Origin of the sequence: Bradyrhizobium sp. USDA 327 (assembly GCF_041262065.1) — a bacterium.
Taxonomy (GTDB): domain Bacteria; phylum Pseudomonadota; class Alphaproteobacteria; order Rhizobiales; family Xanthobacteraceae; genus Bradyrhizobium; species Bradyrhizobium liaoningense.
In genome coordinates this window covers 7,586,334-7,603,351 of the sequence record NZ_JBGCCW010000001.1, presented here as the reverse complement: position 1 = coordinate 7,603,351, position 17,018 = coordinate 7,586,334, and the positions used below count along the sequence as shown (strand labels likewise).

The 17,018-nt window shown below is 64.7% G+C and carries 15 protein-coding genes, 1 tRNA gene, 2 pseudogenes and 1 riboswitch; of the genes and pseudogenes, 8 read left to right on the top strand and 10 right to left on the bottom strand.

Annotated features, from left to right (window positions below; genetic code table 11):
- A complete protein-coding gene (locus ABIA42_RS35820) occupies positions 1–474 on the bottom strand; it encodes a GNAT family N-acetyltransferase (RefSeq protein ID WP_370123750.1) in 474 nt (157 codons plus the stop codon).
- A gap of 456 nt (positions 475–930) precedes the next feature.
- Positions 931–1,014, bottom strand: a pseudogene (locus tag ABIA42_RS35815) (XRE family transcriptional regulator); the annotation flags it as partial.
- 240 nt (positions 1,015–1,254) lie between these two features.
- Between ABIA42_RS35815 and ABIA42_RS35810 the strand changes: the two are divergent.
- A pseudogene (locus ABIA42_RS35810) lies at positions 1,255–2,246 on the top strand (alpha/beta fold hydrolase).
- 5 nt (positions 2,247–2,251) lie between these two features.
- Here ABIA42_RS35810 and ABIA42_RS35805 read toward each other — a convergent pair.
- A tRNA-Gly gene (locus tag ABIA42_RS35805) sits at positions 2,252–2,325 on the bottom strand.
- Positions 2,326–2,498: 173 nt separating this feature from the next.
- On the opposite strand from ABIA42_RS35805, the gene ABIA42_RS35800 reads away from it, so the two are divergent.
- The 4 genes from ABIA42_RS35800 (at position 2,499) to ABIA42_RS35785 (ending at position 4,890) form a co-directional block, all read left to right on the top strand.
- Positions 2,499–3,077, top strand: coding sequence for a methylated-DNA--[protein]-cysteine S-methyltransferase (locus tag ABIA42_RS35800; protein ID WP_271527281.1), 579 nt, complete (start codon positions 2,499–2,501; stop codon positions 3,075–3,077).
- 9 nt (positions 3,078–3,086) lie between these two features.
- Positions 3,087–3,926, top strand: coding sequence for a helix-turn-helix transcriptional regulator (locus ABIA42_RS35795; RefSeq protein ID WP_370116350.1), 840 nt, complete (start codon positions 3,087–3,089; stop codon positions 3,924–3,926).
- Positions 3,927–3,982: 56 nt separating this feature from the next.
- Positions 3,983–4,342: a VOC family protein gene (locus ABIA42_RS35790; protein ID WP_271527283.1), complete on the top strand. Its 360-nt coding sequence runs from the start codon at positions 3,983–3,985 to the stop codon at positions 4,340–4,342.
- Between the two features lie 146 nt (positions 4,343–4,488).
- Positions 4,489–4,890 (top strand): SRPBCC family protein, encoded by a 402-nt coding sequence (locus ABIA42_RS35785; RefSeq protein WP_271527285.1) that lies wholly within the window; start codon positions 4,489–4,491, stop codon positions 4,888–4,890.
- 231 nt (positions 4,891–5,121) lie between these two features.
- On the opposite strand, the gene ABIA42_RS35780 is transcribed toward ABIA42_RS35785, so the two are convergent.
- Both ABIA42_RS35780 and ABIA42_RS35775 read right to left on the bottom strand, forming a co-directional pair.
- Positions 5,122–6,564 (bottom strand): MATE family efflux transporter, encoded by a 1,443-nt coding sequence (locus tag ABIA42_RS35780; RefSeq protein ID WP_370116352.1) that lies wholly within the window; start codon positions 6,562–6,564, stop codon positions 5,122–5,124.
- A gap of 165 nt (positions 6,565–6,729) precedes the next feature.
- The gene (locus tag ABIA42_RS35775) at positions 6,730–7,782 is read right to left on the bottom strand and encodes a hypothetical protein (protein WP_370116353.1); all 1,053 of its coding nucleotides are present in this window, start codon (positions 7,780–7,782) and stop codon (positions 6,730–6,732) included.
- 282 nt (positions 7,783–8,064) lie between these two features.
- Here ABIA42_RS35775 and ABIA42_RS35770 point away from each other — a divergent pair, with 282 nt between their 5' ends.
- A complete protein-coding gene (locus ABIA42_RS35770) occupies positions 8,065–9,369 on the top strand; it encodes a cytochrome-c peroxidase (RefSeq protein ID WP_370116354.1) in 1,305 nt (434 codons plus the stop codon).
- 31 nt (positions 9,370–9,400) lie between these two features.
- On the opposite strand, the gene ABIA42_RS35765 is transcribed toward ABIA42_RS35770, so the two are convergent.
- Positions 9,401–10,537, bottom strand: a complete 1,137-nt coding sequence (locus ABIA42_RS35765) for a 2'-deoxycytidine 5'-triphosphate deaminase (protein WP_370116356.1) — start codon at positions 10,535–10,537, stop codon at positions 9,401–9,403.
- 79 nt (positions 10,538–10,616) lie between these two features.
- Positions 10,617–10,696: riboswitch (SAM riboswitch) on the top strand.
- Positions 10,697–10,771: 75 nt separating this feature from the next.
- Here ABIA42_RS35765 and ABIA42_RS35760 point away from each other — a divergent pair.
- Positions 10,772–11,959: an O-succinylhomoserine sulfhydrylase gene (locus ABIA42_RS35760; RefSeq protein WP_370116357.1), complete on the top strand. Its 1,188-nt coding sequence runs from the start codon at positions 10,772–10,774 to the stop codon at positions 11,957–11,959.
- A 66-nt stretch (positions 11,960–12,025) separates the two neighbouring features.
- Here the strand turns inward: ABIA42_RS35760 and ABIA42_RS35755 are convergent, their stop codons facing one another.
- Genes ABIA42_RS35755 through ABIA42_RS35745 form a run of 3 tightly spaced genes read right to left on the bottom strand, consistent with a single transcriptional unit; the run spans position 12,026 to position 15,066 of the window.
- A complete protein-coding gene (locus ABIA42_RS35755) occupies positions 12,026–13,018 on the bottom strand; it encodes an SGNH/GDSL hydrolase family protein (RefSeq protein ID WP_271527290.1) in 993 nt (330 codons plus the stop codon).
- A gap of 12 nt (positions 13,019–13,030) precedes the next feature.
- Entirely contained in the window at positions 13,031–13,810 is a 780-nt protein-coding gene (locus ABIA42_RS35750; protein ID WP_370116359.1) for an SGNH/GDSL hydrolase family protein, read from the bottom strand.
- Complete coding sequence (locus ABIA42_RS35745) at positions 13,810–15,066, bottom strand: OpgC domain-containing protein (RefSeq protein WP_271527292.1); 1,257 nt, start codon at positions 15,064–15,066, stop codon at positions 13,810–13,812. Before ABIA42_RS35745 ends, ABIA42_RS35750 begins: the two co-directional genes overlap by 1 nt.
- Positions 15,067–15,262: 196 nt before the next feature.
- On the opposite strand from ABIA42_RS35745, the gene apaG reads away from it, so the two are divergent.
- Positions 15,263–15,655: a Co2+/Mg2+ efflux protein ApaG gene (gene apaG, locus ABIA42_RS35740; protein WP_035672380.1), complete on the top strand. Its 393-nt coding sequence runs from the start codon at positions 15,263–15,265 to the stop codon at positions 15,653–15,655.
- A 249-nt stretch (positions 15,656–15,904) separates the two neighbouring features.
- Here the strand turns inward: apaG and ABIA42_RS35735 are convergent, their stop codons facing one another.
- Positions 15,905–16,924 carry an Hsp33 family molecular chaperone gene (locus ABIA42_RS35735; RefSeq protein ID WP_370116360.1) on the bottom strand — a complete coding sequence of 340 codons (1,020 nt, stop codon included), beginning with the start codon at positions 16,922–16,924 and terminating at the stop codon, positions 15,905–15,907.
- Positions 16,925–17,018 lie beyond the last annotated feature (94 nt).

The following is a 17,018-nucleotide window of genomic DNA, read 5'->3' as shown; positions in this document are numbered from 1 at the left end:
CTACCGACGCGCCGGCGCCGACAGGTCCAGCGCCAGGAACAGGCTGTTGGGATCCTCGACATAGCCCTCGAACGGGCCACAGACGATGAAGCCGTGCGCAAGGTAGAGCGCGTGGGCCGGCTTGAAATAGTCCCACGAGCCGGTCTCGAGGCTGAGCCGCGTCATGCCGCGCGCACGAGCCTCCGTGATGATGTGACGCAGCATCCGGCCGCCATAGCCGCGCCGCCGCGCGGTCTGCAGCGTGTGCATCGACTTGACCTCGCCGTGGCTCGCCGAAAGCGTCTTCAACGCCCCGGTGGCGACCAGCGTCTCGCCGTCCCAGCCGGTCCAGAACGCGACGTCGGGTGCACGCAAGCCCGCAAGATCGAGCGCGTGGGCGCTGCCCGGCGCCGTCTGCGCCCGCGCGGCCGTGACGTGGTGATCGAGCAGCGCGACGACGCGGGGATCATAGGTGTCGCCGGTGCGGATCTGCATCGTGCTCGTCTCCATGTCCTGCCTCACATCTTGCCGTAGGACGCGCCGCGCCCTGATGATGATGACGTAGCGCGCGTCCTGCCTGGTTTCGTTCTCGAAGATCACGGCGCGCATCACGTCGAAATCCAGACAATCGCCCTCGCGCAGCCGCACCGCCTTGGTATCGATATGCACGGCGATCGCGCCCTCCAGCATCAGCAGCTGCTGGGTGAAGGCGTTGCGGCCCCAGGGGCTGTAGGAGACGCGGGCGCCGGCCGGAAGGTCGACGACGATGATCTCGATGCCGCTGGCCGCATCCGGCGGCGAGGCATGACGCCGGCGATAGCCGCTGTCGGGATCGCGCCAGAGCGGCTGGTCCGCAAGTCGCACCAGGCGCTCAGGCGGCTTTTCGGCGAGCGCGACGACGTCGCTGAGCGTGACGTCGAGCGCCGCGCAAAGCTTGTTGAGCAGCGCCGCCGTCGCACTGCTCTGCGCCCGCTCCACCCGCCCGATCATGGCCCGGCTGACGCCGGAGCGGCCTGCAAGCTCGTTCAACGTCATGCCCGCCTGCGTCCGCAGCGTTTTCAGGCGCCGACCGATGGCGCGATCGAGTTTCTGCTGGTCCATGGCTTTCATCAAAACATCGCCCCATACGAGGACCGCACCCATCAGAGCGAGAGCAGCCTAGCGCGCACAGAGGCAAACGCCGGGAGCGGAAGTCTAATATATTAGAATCTTTTCTGAGCACGTAGGGCCGATTAGGATGGGCCCCAACCACAATAACCAATCGGAGGCGACGATATGGGCGAGCCGACGCAGCGGACGATCAAGGCCAACGGCATCAGCCTCAATGTCGCCGAGCAGGGTGAGGGGCCAATGGTTCTGCTCTGCCACGGCTTTCCGGAAGGCTGGTACTCATGGCGGCATCAACTCGAGGCGTTGGCAGCGGCCGGCTACCACGCGGTTGCGCCCGACATGCGTGGATACGGAAAGAGCGACCGGCCCGAAGCAATCGATCAATACACGATCCTCCACATGGTCGGCGACCTCGTCGGCGTGCTCGACGCCTTCGAGGCGAAGGACGCCGTCATCGTCGGCCATGACTGGGGCGCGACGATCGCCTGGCACACGGCGCGCCTGCGGCCCGATCGCTTCCGCGCCGCCGCTATCCTCAGCGTGCCCTATCGACCGCGCAGTCCGGTGCGGCCGACGAGCGTCATGCCCAGACGGCGGATGCGCAGTTCTATCAGCTGTACTTCCAGGAGCCGGGTATCGCCGAAGCGGAGTTCGAACGGGATCCTCGCGCAACGCTCCGTGCCATGCTCTTTGGCGGTTCCGGCGAAGGAGCCGCGGCGATCCGTGCCAATGCCGAGCGTCAGGGGCGGACCGTTGGCGTCGGCATGGTCTCGCGGAAGGACGGAATGTTGCCGAAGATGCAGGTGCCGCTGCCGTCGTGGCTGAGCGCCGCCGATCTCGACTATTATGGCGCCGAATTTACGCGCAGCGGGTTTCGCGGGCCACTCAATTACTACCGCAACATCGATCGAAATTGGGAATTGATGGGGGCCTTCGAGGGCGTGAAGGTGGTGGTGCCCTCGCTTTTCATGGCAGGCGACCACGACATGGTCATCGCCTTCCCCGGTGCGGCCGATCATCTCGCCAACATGAAGCAATGGGTGCCGCAGCTCCGCGAGATCATAATGCTGCCCGGCTGCGGACACTGGACGCAGCAGGAGCGGCCGGCGGAGGTGAACGCGGCGATCGTGGAGTTTCTGCGAAGCTTGCCGGGCTAAAGGCTTGGAGCGGGCGAAGGGAATCGAACCCTCGTATGCAGCTTGGGAAGCTGCCGTTCTACCATTGAACTACGCCCGCTTATGCGCGCCTTGCGCCCCTACTGATTAGCCGAGACGGCGCGTCCCGCCAAGCGGTTTGGCGCGCCCGGCCCGACGGTTGTTAACGTCCTGATAAGATTCCAGCTGCGCCGGATTGTGGCGGTGTTATGATTGCGTGTCTGGGGCGAAACGTGCACTGAGTGGGGCGTGTGCATGGCGGGGCGTGCTTACGCGATTTTCGACACGGCGCTGGGGCGCTGTGGCATCATCTGGAGCGGCACCGGCGTGGTCGCCGTGCAATTGCCGGAGGCGCGGGAGATCGACACCCGCCGCCGCATTTTCCTGGCCCATCCCGAGGCGCGGGAGCAGCGACCGTCCGAGAACGCCGAGCTGGCGATCGAGGGGATCGTCGGCCTGCTGCAAGGCGGCGAGCCGGATTTCTCCGACGTCAGCCTGGACGCCGGCGGGGTGCCCGGCTTCGACCGGCGAGTCTACGAATACACCTGCATGGTCCCGCGCGGCGAAACGCGCACCTACCACGAAATCGCCAAAGCCCTGGGCGCCTCCGGCGCCGTGCACTCGGTGGCACAGGCGATCGCCAAAAATCCCTACATGCTGATCGTGCCCTGCCACCGGGTGCTGGAGGCCGGCAATTACACCGACCGGCTTTCGCCCTATGCCGGCATGATCTCCAAGCGGCGGCTGCTGGCTCTCGAAGGCACCCATCCCGTCGCCAGCAAGACGCTGTTCGAGGTGCTGCTGCCCGTTGCTCCGCCCCGCGCGCCTACCTAGATAGGCCGGATGGATGCGACCACGCTGCTGACGACGCCATCGATGACGGTCTCCGAATTTCGCTGCGATGCGGGACCGGACGATACGCCGTTTCCCGAATGCCGCACCGGCCATTCCATCGCTTATGTCCGCGCAGGGAGCTTCGGCTGCCATTGCCGCGCCGGTTTCTTCGAGCTGGTGGCAGGCTCGATGCTGGTCGGCGCCCCCGGCGAGGAATACACCTGCACGCATGAGCACGTGTCCGGCGACGTCTGCCTGTCGTTCTTCCTCAGCGAGGACCTGGTGGAGACTCTCGGCGGGCGGCGTGACGTCTGGCGGATCGGTGCGACACCACCGCTGCCCGAGCTGATGGTGCTGGGCGAGCTCGCCCAGACGGCAGCAGATGGCAACAGCGACCTCGGCCTCGACGAGATCGGCCAGATCCTGGCCAGCCGCTTTGTGGATGTCGTCTCCGGCAAGGCGCGACGGCCGGCGACGCCGACCGCGCGCGACCGCCGCCGCGCCGTCGAGGCCGCGCTGTGGATCGACGACAACTCGCATGCCGAGCTCGACCTTGAACAGACCGCGCGTCAGGCGGGCCTCAGCCCATTCCATTTCCTGCGGCTGTTCTCGAGCGTGCTTGGCGTCACCCCGCATCAATATCTGGTGCGCTCGCGGCTGCGGCACGCGGCGCGGCTGCTCGCCGACGACGACATCGCGGTCACCGACATCGCCTATGACGTCGGTTTCGGCGATCTCTCCAATTTCGTCCGCACCTTCCACCGCGCTGCCGGTGTGTCCCCGACCAAATTCCGCCAGGCCTCGAAGGGACAGCGCAAGATTCTCCAAGAGCAGCTTGCCCTCAACTGACTAGGGTCGTCTCCGGCGCATGCCCCTCTCGGCGCGCTTCTGCAATGGAGACGAACATGTACGACCACATCGGATTGCGTGTTGCCGACCTCGACGCTTCGACACGCTTCTACACCGCAGTGCTGGCGCCGCTCGGATACGTCCTGTGCTCGAGCGGCGACGGTTATGCCGGCTTCGGGCCGAAGGGCGAGCCGGCGCTGTGGCTGCACCTGAACAAGGGCCGGAAGGCCGACGGCGCCCATATCGCCTTCCGCGCCAAAGATCATGACGCGGTCAAGGCGTTCCATACCGAAGGGCTGAAGAGCGGCGGCCGCGACAATGGCGGCGCCGGGCCGCGCAAGGACTACAGCCCGACCTATTATGCGGCGTTCTTGATCGACCCTGACGGCAACAATGTCGAGGCGGTTTGCGCGTGAGCCCCAACGAAGCGCGCCACATTCGCCGTCATTCCCGGATGGCGCCTAGCACCAGACCCGGAATCCCGAGATTCTCAGGCGCGCAACTGCGCGCCGTAGTTCGCGCTTCGTGCGCCCCGGAATGACTCCAGCAAAACAGGAATCCCATGGCGTCCATCCGCAACGACGTTTCCCTCCCCGCCTCCGCACACGACGTCTGGGACGCGGTGCGCGATTTCGGCGCGCTGCACCAGCGGCTGGTGCCAGGCTTCGTCACCGCCTGCACGCTCGACGACGATGCGCGCATCGTCACCTTTGCCAACGGTTCGGTCGCACGCGAGGTGCTGGTCGATTGCGACGATGCGCGACAGCGCCTCGTCTATGCGATCAGCAACGAGCGGCTGAAGCATTACAGCGCCTCCGTGCAGGTGATCGCCGAGAGCGACTTGCGCTGCCGGCTGATCTGGATCATCGACGTGCTGCCGAACGAGCTCGCGGCCTACATTCAAGGGCAAACGAAGGAGGCTGTCGGCGCGATCCACAGGGCATTCCCGCCCGCGACTGCGTGATTTTCTTACAGAGCCGCGCCCTCGCCAGCCGTAACCATGCCCGCGTGCGTCCGGTCGGCTCCGCTCTCCCGGCGAAGCCAAGCACACGAGGAGCATGCCATGCGAGGTGCGGACAAGGTGATCTGCCAGCTAAAGCATGATCCGGAAAAGTGTGCAGCGGATTTCCGAAAAGTCACGCTTGAACAGCGACCTAAAGCACGATGACGATATTCATCCCAATCGCATCGCGCATCAGTCGGCAGTCGAAAGCGCCGGCCTGATCGCAGCTTTTTCCTTGCGCGGCCCCCAGCGCGTCAGCACCACGCTGGAGCACGACAGTACGCCGAGCACGACCATCGAGCTTGCGGCTAGCCAGAAGAAGCTCTGCGCGCTGGCGTCGTGCGTCGACAGCCACCAGCCGACAGCCGCGATGTAAATCAGCCGCGCCGTCTGCGCGAGCACCGGACCGATCACCTTGGCGGCGCCTTGCGAGGAGAAATACATCGTCGTTGCAAGGCCGAAGAAGGCGTAGAACGGCCCGACGGTCGAGAGATATTGATGGCTCGCCGCGCGTACGGCCACGCTGTCGGTGAACATGTTGACCCAGATATCCGGGAAGATCGCAACGAGGCACGCCGGCGCGCCGACCGCCACGAAAGCGGCCGCACTGGCGATCCAGGTGATGCGCCGGGCGCGCGCGATGCGGCCTGCGCCGATCGCCATCCCGACCATCGGCACACAGGCGATGCCGAACGAGAACGCGATCGAGGTCAGCAAGAACTCGAGTCGCGCGCCGATGCCGTAACCGGCGAGGATCGCGGTGCCGAACTTCGCCAACATGTGGGTGAAGATCGAGATCGTCAGCACCGATTGCAGCGGCGAGAAGCAGGCGATGGCGCCGACCTTGAGGATGTCGAAGAACATCGCCCATCGGATGCGCAAGCCGCGCAGTCTCAGCACGATCCGTGCTCGGCCGGAGAACAGGTACCAACCCATGATGCAGATGTTCATGGAATAGGCGATCAGCGCGCCGGCCGCGACGCCGTGCATTCCGAACTGCGGCACCGGTCCGAGACCGAGACCCAGCGTGCCGCCGAGCACGATCTGCCACGCCGCGGAGTTGAGGATGAGAAATGACGGCAGCTTCATGTTGCCGGTGCCGCGCAGGACACCCGCCATGGTGTTGAGCAACCAGGGCAGCACGGCGCCGCCGAAGAACACCTGCGTGTAGGCGATCGCATGCGTCAGCACAGCGCCGCGGCCGCCAAGCATTTCGAGCACCCTGGGCCCGAAGATCAGCATGCCCAGCATGAAGACGAGGCCGAAGCTGATGCCGATCAGCATCGCATGCACGGCGAGCGTTCCGGCGCGCTCGCGATCACCGGCGCCGAGCGCACGCGCGATGGCCGAGGCCACCGCACCGCCCATGGCGCCGCCCGACATCGTCATGGTCAGGATCACGGTCGGAAACACCAGCGCCATCGCCGCAAGCGCCTCGACACCGAGCCGGCCGACATAAGAGGTCTCCGCGATCACCACGCAGATGCCGGCCGACAAGCCGATCACGTTCGGCCACGCGAGGGAGAGCAGCGTGCGCAGAATTGGCCCGTCGGTCAGCGCGCTCTTGACGGGGCGCCGCGGCGGCGGCAACGGGCGCTCTTGCTCATCGACCGGGATCTCGGCGATGTCCGACATGTCCTCTCCCGGGCAGGGGCGCCTTTTGCGGCGCGGCAATGAAAAGGTGTGCCAATCAATCTATTCGCGCGCAGGGCGCGGCGGGGACTTGTTAGCACGGTGCGCGCCGATTCCTCCTGCGCCGGGTGCAGGCGTGCCCTGCGGCAGCGCTCCCCATCGGCGAACTTACCCGATCGTCCAGACCAGTGGCGGACGGCCGGCGACTGCAGAGCGCATCTGCACGCCGATGTGCCGTCCGCACCCCGCGGCGAGCCCCTCGAACAATCCCGCCAGCACCTGCGCACAAGCGGGGTGATGGTCGGCGACGTCGTCCATCAGCTTCCAGCTCTGCTGGTGTATTTCGAACGCGCCTTCTGATTGCGTGGTCTCGGCCGCATCATCCTGCGCGGCAAACAACGCGCTCAGGAACGATGCGAACTCTCTCGCGCCGCCGCGGGTCATCGCCAGCGCCGGGGCAACCTCGTCGAAATATTGCATGCCGATCAGCTTGCCGGTGAGATGCAGGAGATAGCCGGCATCCTCCGGACCGAACAGCTGCACCATCACGGGCGCGGCGGTGCGGACATATTCCATGGCGTAGTTGCGATAGGCCTTTTCCAGACGCGGCTTCGGCCAGTTCGCAACCGGCAGCGCCGGCGCGGTCTTCGCATCGAACAATGGCGCTTCCAGATGACGGGCGAACACCAGGCGCTGGTCGGGCTCGAGCGGATGGTCGTACTGATGATAATAGCCTTCGAGCCCATCCTGGCCATCGACGCTCTGCTTGGTGCAGACGAAGCCGAGCCTGAGATCACCAAGCGCAACGCCGTTGTTGGCGTGCCAGCCACGCAGCATCGCGCTGGAGACCTCGCCCGGCACGCCGCAGATCGCGGTGCCCCTCCAGATCCAGCGCGGCGGCGGATAGCGGATCCAGGCCTTGGTGTCGCTCTCATACATGTACTCGACGTGCACGCCGCCGATCCAGTTGGAGAGATAGTGATATTGGGCAGCCGCGACCGCGGGCGGCAGACCTTTAAGCCCGAGCTTCTCGAGCCCGGGCAGGAAACGCTCCTGCTGCTGGCGACGGAACACGCGGAAGACGAATTCCGCGGCATCCGCTGTCCCGCGCCGAGTCACCACGGTGAGGATGAGGCCGGTGAAGTAGGCGTGATAGAGGTCTGCGACCGCGCGCCAGCGCTTCCATTGCGCTTCCTGCGTGGCTTCTGTTTCGCTCCTCATGCCTTGCTCCCGATGGATTTGTTGTAACGGACTGTGTCATTGCGCGAGAGGCGACGCAACCGAGCCACGCGCGCGGCCGTCATGCCCGACCAGATCGGCGATCCAGAAAAGTAGCCGGATGAGCGACGCCATATCCGGATCCTTCCTCAGATCATCCCGGATATCGCTTCGCTCGTCTACGGCTTGGAGCAATCTCGATACGCTTTCGTCGATTCGCTCACCATGACGTTCAGGACCTTTCGTGTTAGTTTTCTTACTTATCCCGAGAACAAAGGCTATCGGATGCGCGCAATATCGCTGGCTGTTCTCCTGCTCCTGTCGCAGATCTTGCCGTTGCTTCCCGTATCGGCGGCGGACGAAGACAGCGCGGTCGGTCCACCGCCAGCGCTGGCGCCGGGGCAACCGCCGCCGCTGCCTGGGCAAGGGCCACTCGCCGAGCCGCGCTCGCGGGATCAGGTCGGTTTTCCCGCGGCGTTGACAGCGTCAGTGATCCCGCCGGCAACGCCGCTTGCACCTGCGACGGTTGCGTTGGGACAGAAGCTGTTCTTCGACGCCCAGCTCTCGGGCGACGGCACCATCGCCTGTGCCACGTGCCACGATCCGGCACGCGCCTTCACCGACGGCAGGCCAGTGTCGATCGGCATCCATGGGCGCGCTGGCCAACGCAACGCCCCGACCGTGCTGAATGCGCTCTACAACAAGTCGCAGTTCTGGGACGGTCGCGTCGACACGCTTGAGCAGCAGGCGGCGCTGCCGATCACCAACGCTCTCGAGATGGGCTCGGCCAGCATCGGCGATGCCGTATCCAGGATCGCAGGCGACAAGGACTATCAGGCCCAGTTCATGCAGGCCTTCGGCCGCGGCGTCAACGAACAGGACATGTTGCGCGCCATTGCAGCCTATGAACGGACGCTCGCGTCCTTCGATTCGCCCTTCGATCATTTCATCGCTGGAGATGCGGATGCGATCAGCGGTTCGGCCAAACGTGGTTGGGAATTGTTCAACAACAAGGCGCGCTGCAATCTTTGCCATGCGCTGACGGATAAAGAGCGCGATCCAACTGTCTTCACCGATCACGATTTTCACAACATCGGCATCGGCATCCTTCGGCATCGCGTCGGTGCGCTGGCGGAGCAGGCCGAGCGCGAGCTGGCGCAGGGACGTGCGCCGGATGTCGACAACGCGGCGATCGCGAACGAAATGTCGGTTCTGGGGCGTTTCCTGATCACCAAGCGGCCGGGCGACATTGCGTCCTTCAAGACGCCCGGCCTGCGAAATATCCTGGTGACCGCGCCCTACTTTCACGACGGATCGATGGAAACGCTGTGGGACGTCATGGATCACTACAACAAGGGCGACGGCGTCGCTGACGCGTGGCTCGATGAGGACATCCAGCCGCTGGCGCTGACGGAGCCCGAGATCGACGACGTGGTGGCGTTGATGGCGGCACTGACCAGTCCGCAATACAAGGACGCCGGCGACAAGGAGTATGCGCGACAGCTCGTACTATCCAAGGTGAACCGTCCGCAGCGCGATACGGCACGCGCCTTTGGTCCGAAGCCGCCACGGCCGAAGCCGCCGCTTTGAGCCATGGTTCACGCGCAGCACTTGCTGACACTTACACCCGAAAATGCTTGCTCAGCTTCAGGCCCTGCGCCTGGTAGTTCGAGCCGATGCGCTGGCCGTACATGGCGTCGGGGCGGGCGAGCATCTTTTCATAGACGAGGCGGCCGACGATCTGGCCGTGCTCGAGGATGAACGGCACCTCGCGCGAGCGCACCTCAAGTACGGCGCGCGCGCCCTGCCCGCCAGCGCCGGCATAGCCGAAGCCGGGATCGAAGAATCCGGCATAGTGCACGCGGAACTCGCCCACCAATGGATCGAACGGCACCATCTCCGCGGCGTAGTCGGGTGGCACCTGCACAGCTTCCTTGGAGGCGAGGATGTAGAACTCGCCGGGATCGAGGATCAGGCTACCGTCGGGGCGGGCCGAGATCGGCTCCCAGAAGTCTTCGACCGCATAGCCGGAGCGGCGATCGACGTCGACGACACCGGTGTGGCGCTTGGCGCGATAGCCGACGAAGCCGCTCGCCTTCTCGCCGGAGAGATCGACGGAGACGGCGACACCGCCGGAGAGGTCGGCATCGTCGATGTCGACGAGGCGCTCGGCGGCATGCAGCGCCTCGAGCTCGTCGGCATTGAGGATGGCATCACCAGTGCGGAAACGCACCTGCGACAGGCGCGAGCCCTCGCGCACCAGCACCGGAAAGGTCTTCGGGCTGATCTCGGCATAGAGCGGGCCGTGATAGCCGGCGCCGATCATGTCGAAGCGGCGGGTGCCGTCGGCGATCACGCGGGTGAAGACGTCGAGCCGACCGGTCGAGCTCTTGGGGTTCGCTGCCGCGACGATTTCCGGCGGCAGCGCCAGGCTTTCCAGCAGCGGCACGATGTAGACGCAGTTGGTCTCCAGCACCGCGCCGTCGGCAAGGCTGAACTCGTGCAGCTTCAATTCATCGATGCGTTCGGCGACCGTGGCGCCGGGACCGGGCAGGAAGCTCGCGCGGACGCGATAGGCGATATCGCCGAGGCGCAGATCGAGGCTCGCCGGCTGGATCTGGCTTTCGACGAAGTCGTATTCGGGCAGGATGAGCCCCGCTTCCGCCATCGCCGCGATCATGCGGTCGGGCAGGATACCATTGGCGTCGGCGGCGACCGTGAACGTCAACCGGGGGTCCTCATCAGGGCTCTCTTGCATCCCGACATACGGGAAAAACAGCCTTTTACGGCTAGCCGATGGACGCCTTGACGGAAAGGGCATTGCGGAATATGAGCATCACTTATCCCGTGGTGATTTGAGCCGGCCGGCTTGCAGCCACGTTAAATAAGTCGCTAAACAGGCCGGGGACCTCTGTGATCCCGGCCAGTGGAGATATCCAGGCCGGTTTTTTTGTGACCGTTTGCGCATCGAATGGTCATGTCGGAGGGTCCTATGTCGAAGTCGCCTGCCAACTACCGTCCCGAAACCCGCCTGGTCCATTCCGGGACCCTGCGCTCGCAATTTGGCGAGACGTCGGAGGCGCTGTTCCTCACCCAAGGCTACGTCTACAACAGCGCCGAGGAGTGCGAGGCGCGGTTCAAGGGCGAGGATCCCGGCTTTATCTATTCGCGCTACTCCAACCCCACCATCGCGATGTTCGAGCGCCGCATGATCGAGCTCGAAGGCGCCGAAGCCGCCCGCTCGGCCGCGACCGGCATGGCCGCGGTGACGACCGCGATCCTCGCACCGCTCAAGGCCGGCGATCACGTCGTGGCCTCGCGCGCCTTGTTCGGCTCGTGCCTTTACGTCATCCAGGACTTGTTGCCGCGCTACGGCATCGAGACCACGCTGGTCGACGGGCTCGATCTCGACCAATGGCAGCGCGCGCTGAAGCCCAACACGAAAACGTTCTTCCTGGAGAGCCCGACCAACCCGACCCTCGACGTGCTCGACATCCCCGGGATCGCCGAGATCGCGCACAAGGGCGGCGCGCGGCTCGTGGTCGACAACGTGTTCGCAACTCCGATCTGGCAGAGCCCGCTCGCGCTAGGGGCCGACGTCGTCGTCTATTCCGCGACCAAGCATATCGACGGCCAGGGCCGGTGCCTGGGCGGCATCATCCTGTCGTCGGAAGCCTTCATCGCCGAGCACATCCACAATTTCATGCGCCAGACCGGCCCCTCGATCTCGCCGTTCAATGCCTGGGTCCTGCTCAAGGGCCTGGAGACGCTGGCCGTGCGCGTGCGCGCGCAGACCGATACCGCAGCGCGCATCGCCGAGGTGCTGGCGAGCCATCCGAAGATCTCGCGGCTGGTCTATCCCGGCCGCGCCGATCATCCGCAGGCAGCTTTGGTGAAGAAGCAGATGCGCGGCGGCTCGACCCTGGTCGGCTTCGAGGTCAAGGGCGGCAAGCAGGCCGCGTTCCGCGTGCTCAACGAGTTGAAGCTTGCGAAGATCTCGAACAATCTCGGCGACGCCAAGAGCCTCGTCACGCATCCGGCGACGACGACCCATCAGCGCCTGAAGCCGGAGGACCGTGCCGCGCTCGGAATCAGCGAGGGGTTCATTCGCTTCTCCGCGGGGCTCGAACATGCCGACGACCTGATCGAGGATCTGACAGCGGCGCTGGAGAAGGCGTGAAGGGGGAATGGCGAATAGTGAGTGGCGAATGGATCCCTATTCGCTACTCGCCATCCCCTGTTCTCTCTACATCGGCCGGTACGTCCGCACGTCCGCGGGCACGTTCACCCCGAGCTTGATCTGGCCGACGGAACGGATGATGTCGTCACCCAACAGCTGAGCGAAGCAGGCATAGCCCCAATCGTTCATGTGCAGGCCATCGGCGATCACGAAGCCCTCGACCGGAATGGCCTGCTTCTCATGCCAGTCGCGCATCACCTCGAAGCGCGGGAAGATTCCGACGTGACGGAGCTCGGCGACCTTGTTGAGCAGCTTCACCATCTTGCCGGCGCTCTCGGCGCGCTGGTTGACGGCCGGCGAATATTGCGGATCCACCAGCACGATGTCGGCGCCGCCCGCGGCCTGGATGCGGCTGATGCCGTCCTCCACCATCTTGGCGGTTTCGCCGGGATCGAGATTGCGCAGCACGGCGTTGGTGCCGACCTGCCAGATCACGAGATCCGGATGCATGTCGATCACCTGCGTCTGGAGGCGCTTCATCATCTCGGGGGCGTCCTCGCCGCCGACGCCGGCATTGATGACGCTGATGTCGGCGGTCGGATAGTGCCGGCGCAGCTGCGCGGCGAGACGATTGGGGTAATTGAACTCCGGCGAGCTCGCGCCGAATCCCTGAGTCGACGACGAGCCGAACGCGACGATGACGACGGGCAGGCCGGCGACGAGCTTGCCAGCAACGTGCGGCAGCGAGCCCATCGCCTTCGAACCGTCCTTCGGCGGCTGGCAGGGCACACGGTTGAAGATGTCGCTGGCGGATTTGGCGGCCTGCTTCACCTTGTCGATGGCGCGCGCCGTGATGCCGCGCTGCTCGGGCGACGTCGCAGCGACGGTGGTCTGGGAGGGCGAAGCGGAAGCGGGATCAGCCGACTGCGCGGGGGCGGGTGTCGCCTGTGCGGCTGCCGTCTGGGCATGCGATTGCGGGGCCGGCGTCAGCAACAACAGCGCCGCGGCTGCAGGCGCGGCCAGCCATGTCGTCAGGCAAAAAGGGCAGAGAGAACTCATTAACGCTAGACCTCAATTTTGCTGCTGGGCCGGCTCGAGACGGGCTGCGTCGATCACGAACTGTGCCAACGCCCGGCCAAGGCAATCATGGACCTGTTTCGCCAGCTCGGGCCCGCGGGACGGGCTGAACAGGTCGAACTGACCCTGATCATTCCACTGCCGCATGATCGCGAAACGATCGAACAGCGGGATACCGTGCTCCTGCGCCACCACCCGCATATTGTCGAGAAAAGGCTGCGCCGAGATCATGGTTTCAGTGCGTGGACTATACTGCAGATTCATCAAGACGACGTCAGCCCCCGCATTTTGCAATGCAGCAACCCCTTCGGTGACGGCACTGCGAAACTCGTCGGGATCGCTCGCTCGGATAGCGTCCACGGTCCCGGTCTGCCAGATGACCAACGTAGGCGTTTTTGCTTCCATCAGCTTAACGAAAGTGGAGGCGGTCTCCTCTGCCGTTTTCTTGCTCTGTATTTCTACGGAGACATGTACCACCTCCGGCGGCGGCAGCTTCTCCTTGAGGATCGCCTCCATGCGCGCGGGGTACGAGCTGTTCTCCGAAGATGGAATGGTCGTCGAGCGGCTGCCGATGACCAGGATCTCGAGCGGCTTGCCGGCCTTGACGGCGGCGGCGACCTTGGGCAACGCGCTTTCGCTGGTCAGCAGATAGGCCGGCAATTCGCAGGAAGCGGGCGCAGGGGAAGCCGTGGGCGCAGGATCGCCCGCACGCGCCACAGGCGCGGCGAGGCCACCGCATAGCAGGGTCAGGCTCAGGAGAACCTTCGCCTTCATCAGCCCCCTCCCGCCAGATCGGCGTTGCCGACGGCGTTTTTGGTCTTCGCACCGCTCTTGTCAGCCACGCGCTTGTACCACGAAATGACCCAGGCCACCCCCCACATGATCAGCACTCCGGAGAGACTAATCAAGGCATGCATGGCTGCGCCGCCGGAGACTTCGGCCAGGATGAAGTGGCCGGCGAAAGCAAGGAAGACGCCGAGACAGAAGATCTCGAGGGAATGCTGGCCGCACAGGATCAGCGGCCGCAGCCAGGGCGACTTCAGGCCCGGCCAGTCCCGCGGCAGGAAGCGCACCGTGAGCGCGGCCAGCGCCAGGAAATGCGTGAAGCGCAGCACGTCGAGATCGGTCTTGTTGATCGGATACATCCATTGCTCGATCAGCTTCGGCATGAACTGGGAGAGCTGCGGCACATACCAGGTCAGCGTCACGTAGAACGACGCGACGAGATAGGCGATCGCCAGCCACATCGTGACGCGTGACGACAGAATACGCGACATGCGGCGCGCACCTCCGAGCGCACACCATGCTCCAAACACGAACAACAATTGCCAGGCAAAGGGATTGAAGGCCCAGAAGCCGTTCGGATAGGCCGATAGATAAAGATCGTACTCCCAGGTGACCGCGTAGAGCACGACCGAAAGGCCGAGGGTGACGTCGGGGCGCCATTTCATCGACCACAGGATCAGGGGCAGCGCCAGCATCAGCACGATGTAGAGCGGCAGCACGTCCATGTTGACGGGACGAAAGCGCAAGAGCAGCGCCTGCACGATGGTGACGTCCGGCTGCTTGAGGAAGTCCATGATACCCATCTCTTCGGTGTAGAGCGGGTTCTCGAACCTGGTCGCCACGTAGGAGATTTCGGCAAGGAAGATCGTGAACAGGAAGACGTGGGCGACGTAGATCTGCCAGACCCGGCGCAGGATGCGCGCGGTGGCGATGACGACGCCGCTCTCCAGCATCGCCCGGCCGTAGACGAAGGCGGCGGTGTAGCCGGAGATGAAGATGAAGATCTCCGTAGCGTCGCTGAAGCCGTAATTGCGGATCGTGAACCAGGTCAACAGACTCGGCGGCAGGTGGTCGATGAAGATCAGCCACAGCGCGAGCCCGCGGAACAGATCGAGCCGGAGCTCGCGCTCGCCGATGGCGGGCAGCGTGATGGCCGGCGCGGCGGCGCGCGGCTTGGTCCCTGCGGGTCTGGCCTCCGCGGTCCCCGCGATCGTCGATCCCGTCACTTGGTCGGCAATGGTCATCGGGGCCTAAAAACCCTTCCGCAAAACGCGACGTTGAAAGAATGTAAGGGTCCCGCCGTCGTCTCGCAAAGCGGCCCGGATCATATAAGGGAATCTCCCTTTGGGGTGTCCTTCCCTTCGAATTCTGGCGGGACGATGTCGCCAAAGCCGTCTGTGGCGTTTGGTTCCCGGGACGGATTTGGCTATTATAGCAACCATGTACCGCGCCGTGACCCGCCAGATTGAAGTGACCGTCGAGCCGAACTTTGTTCCGGAGCAGTCGTCGGCCGACCGCTCGCGCTATTTCTGGGCCTATACCATCGTCATCACCAATTCGGGCGAGGAGACCGTGCAGCTCAAGACGCGGCACTGGATCATTACCGATGCCTCGGGCCGCCAGCAGGAGGTGAAGGGCGAGGGGGTGGTCGGCGAGCAGCCGATCCTGGCGCCCGGCGAGCGCTTCGAATACACCTCCGGCGTGCCGCTCTCGACCGCCTCGGGCTTCATGACCGGCCGCTACCAGATGGTCAGCGAAACCGGCGAGCGCTTCGAGATCGACGTGCCGACGTTCTCGCTCGACAGTCCCGACAACAAGCGGGTGTTGAACTAAAGCATGATCCGGAAAAGTGCACAGCGGTTTTCCGAAAGATCATGCTGAAACAACAACCTAAGCCGCGATGACGATTCATCCTAGTCGCATCGCGCTTTAGCGCGGTGTCGTAGGGCGGGCAGAGGCGCAAAGCGCCATGCCCACCATTCCGGTCATCGCAGGACATGGTGGGCACGCTCCACTTTGCCTACCCTACGATGTCCGAACCTTTGGCGAGCTGCCCCACATCGTCCTTGCGAGGATGCCGCGTCAGGCGTCTTCCACGCCCGCCTCGTGGGGCGAGAACTGGTACACCGACGAGCAGAACTCGCAGGTGACGACGACCTTGTCGTCCTTGACCATTGCAGCACGATCGTCCGGCGAAAAGCTCTTGAGCATCGAGGCGACCGCATTGCGCGAGCAGGAGCACTGCGCCTTGAGGACCTGCGGATTGAACACGCGCACGCCGCGCTCGTGGAAGAGACGGTAGAGCAACCGCTCGCCCGAGAGTTCGGGATCGATCAGCTCGACGTCTTCGACGGTCTCCATCAGCGAACGCGCCTCGACCCAGGCGTCGTCTTCGGCGACGCTGTGCACTTCGACACCTTCAGGCGCATCGCCGGGATGCAGATCGGCCTGCCGGGCGCGCTCCGGCGCCTTCGGCAGAAACTGCATCAGCATGCCGCCGGCCCGCCAGCGATGCTTGCCGCCGTCGCTCGAGCGCCACTCCTCGCCGACCGCAAGGCGCACGCGCGTCGGAATCTGCTCGGAGCGGAGAAAATATTCGTGCGCGGCGTCTTCCAGGCTACCGCCGTCGAGCGCAACCAGACCCTGGTAGCGGCTCATGTCGGGGCCCTGGTCGATGGTCATGGCGAGATGGCCGCGGCCGAGCAGCGTGCCAGACTGCATGCCAGCGTCCTTGGCCTCGCCGAGGCGCTCGGCGTCAAAGCGGGCATAGGCGCGCAGGCGATCCGGCGCCATGTAGTCGACGACCAGGAACGACACCGGACCGTCGGTCTGAGCCTGGAGAATGAAGCGACCTTCGAATTTCAGCGCGGTGCCGAGCAACGTCGTCAACACGATGGCTTCACCGAGCAGCTTGCCGACGGGTGCGGGATAATCGTGCTTGGTCAGGATATCGTCGAGCGCCGGGCCGAGCCGCACCAGCCGCCCGCGCACATCGAGCGCATCGACCTCGTAAGGCAGCACGGCGTCGTCGATCGGAACCGCCGATGGTGCGCGAACCGGGCCTTCTGGCCCGGTTTTCATGTCAGGGGATTGGGAAACCATGGCGCGTTATCTGGGGTCGGAGGGCTGAGAATGGAAGGGGGCGGCTACCACCACATATTCCGCTATCGTTCCGGACAAGCGAGCGGAGCGAGCG

Coding starts and splice junctions, on each gene's coding strand:
- ABIA42_RS35755 (WP_271527290.1), bottom strand. CDS start 13,018: ATGAGTTCTCTCTGCCCTTTTTGCCTGACGACATGGCTGGCCGCGCCT.
- ABIA42_RS35820 (WP_370123750.1), bottom strand. CDS start 474: ATGCAGATCCGCACCGGCGACACCTATGATCCCCGCGTCGTCGCGCTG.
- ABIA42_RS35760 (WP_370116357.1), top strand. CDS start 10,772: ATGTCGAAGTCGCCTGCCAACTACCGTCCCGAAACCCGCCTGGTCCAT.
- ABIA42_RS35800 (WP_271527281.1), top strand. CDS start 2,499: ATGGCGGGGCGTGCTTACGCGATTTTCGACACGGCGCTGGGGCGCTGT.
- ABIA42_RS35795 (WP_370116350.1), top strand. CDS start 3,087: ATGGATGCGACCACGCTGCTGACGACGCCATCGATGACGGTCTCCGAA.
- ABIA42_RS35780 (WP_370116352.1), bottom strand. CDS start 6,564: ATGTCGGACATCGCCGAGATCCCGGTCGATGAGCAAGAGCGCCCGTTG.
- ABIA42_RS35770 (WP_370116354.1), top strand. CDS start 8,065: ATGCGCGCAATATCGCTGGCTGTTCTCCTGCTCCTGTCGCAGATCTTG.
- ABIA42_RS35775 (WP_370116353.1), bottom strand. CDS start 7,782: ATGAGGAGCGAAACAGAAGCCACGCAGGAAGCGCAATGGAAGCGCTGG.
- ABIA42_RS35750 (WP_370116359.1), bottom strand. CDS start 13,810: ATGAAGGCGAAGGTTCTCCTGAGCCTGACCCTGCTATGCGGTGGCCTC.
- ABIA42_RS35745 (WP_271527292.1), bottom strand. CDS start 15,066: ATGACCATTGCCGACCAAGTGACGGGATCGACGATCGCGGGGACCGCG.
- ABIA42_RS35785 (WP_271527285.1), top strand. CDS start 4,489: ATGGCGTCCATCCGCAACGACGTTTCCCTCCCCGCCTCCGCACACGAC.
- ABIA42_RS35790 (WP_271527283.1), top strand. CDS start 3,983: ATGTACGACCACATCGGATTGCGTGTTGCCGACCTCGACGCTTCGACA.
- ABIA42_RS35735 (WP_370116360.1), bottom strand. CDS start 16,924: ATGGTTTCCCAATCCCCTGACATGAAAACCGGGCCAGAAGGCCCGGTT.
- apaG (WP_035672380.1), top strand. CDS start 15,263: ATGTACCGCGCCGTGACCCGCCAGATTGAAGTGACCGTCGAGCCGAAC.
- ABIA42_RS35765 (WP_370116356.1), bottom strand. CDS start 10,537: ATGCAAGAGAGCCCTGATGAGGACCCCCGGTTGACGTTCACGGTCGCC.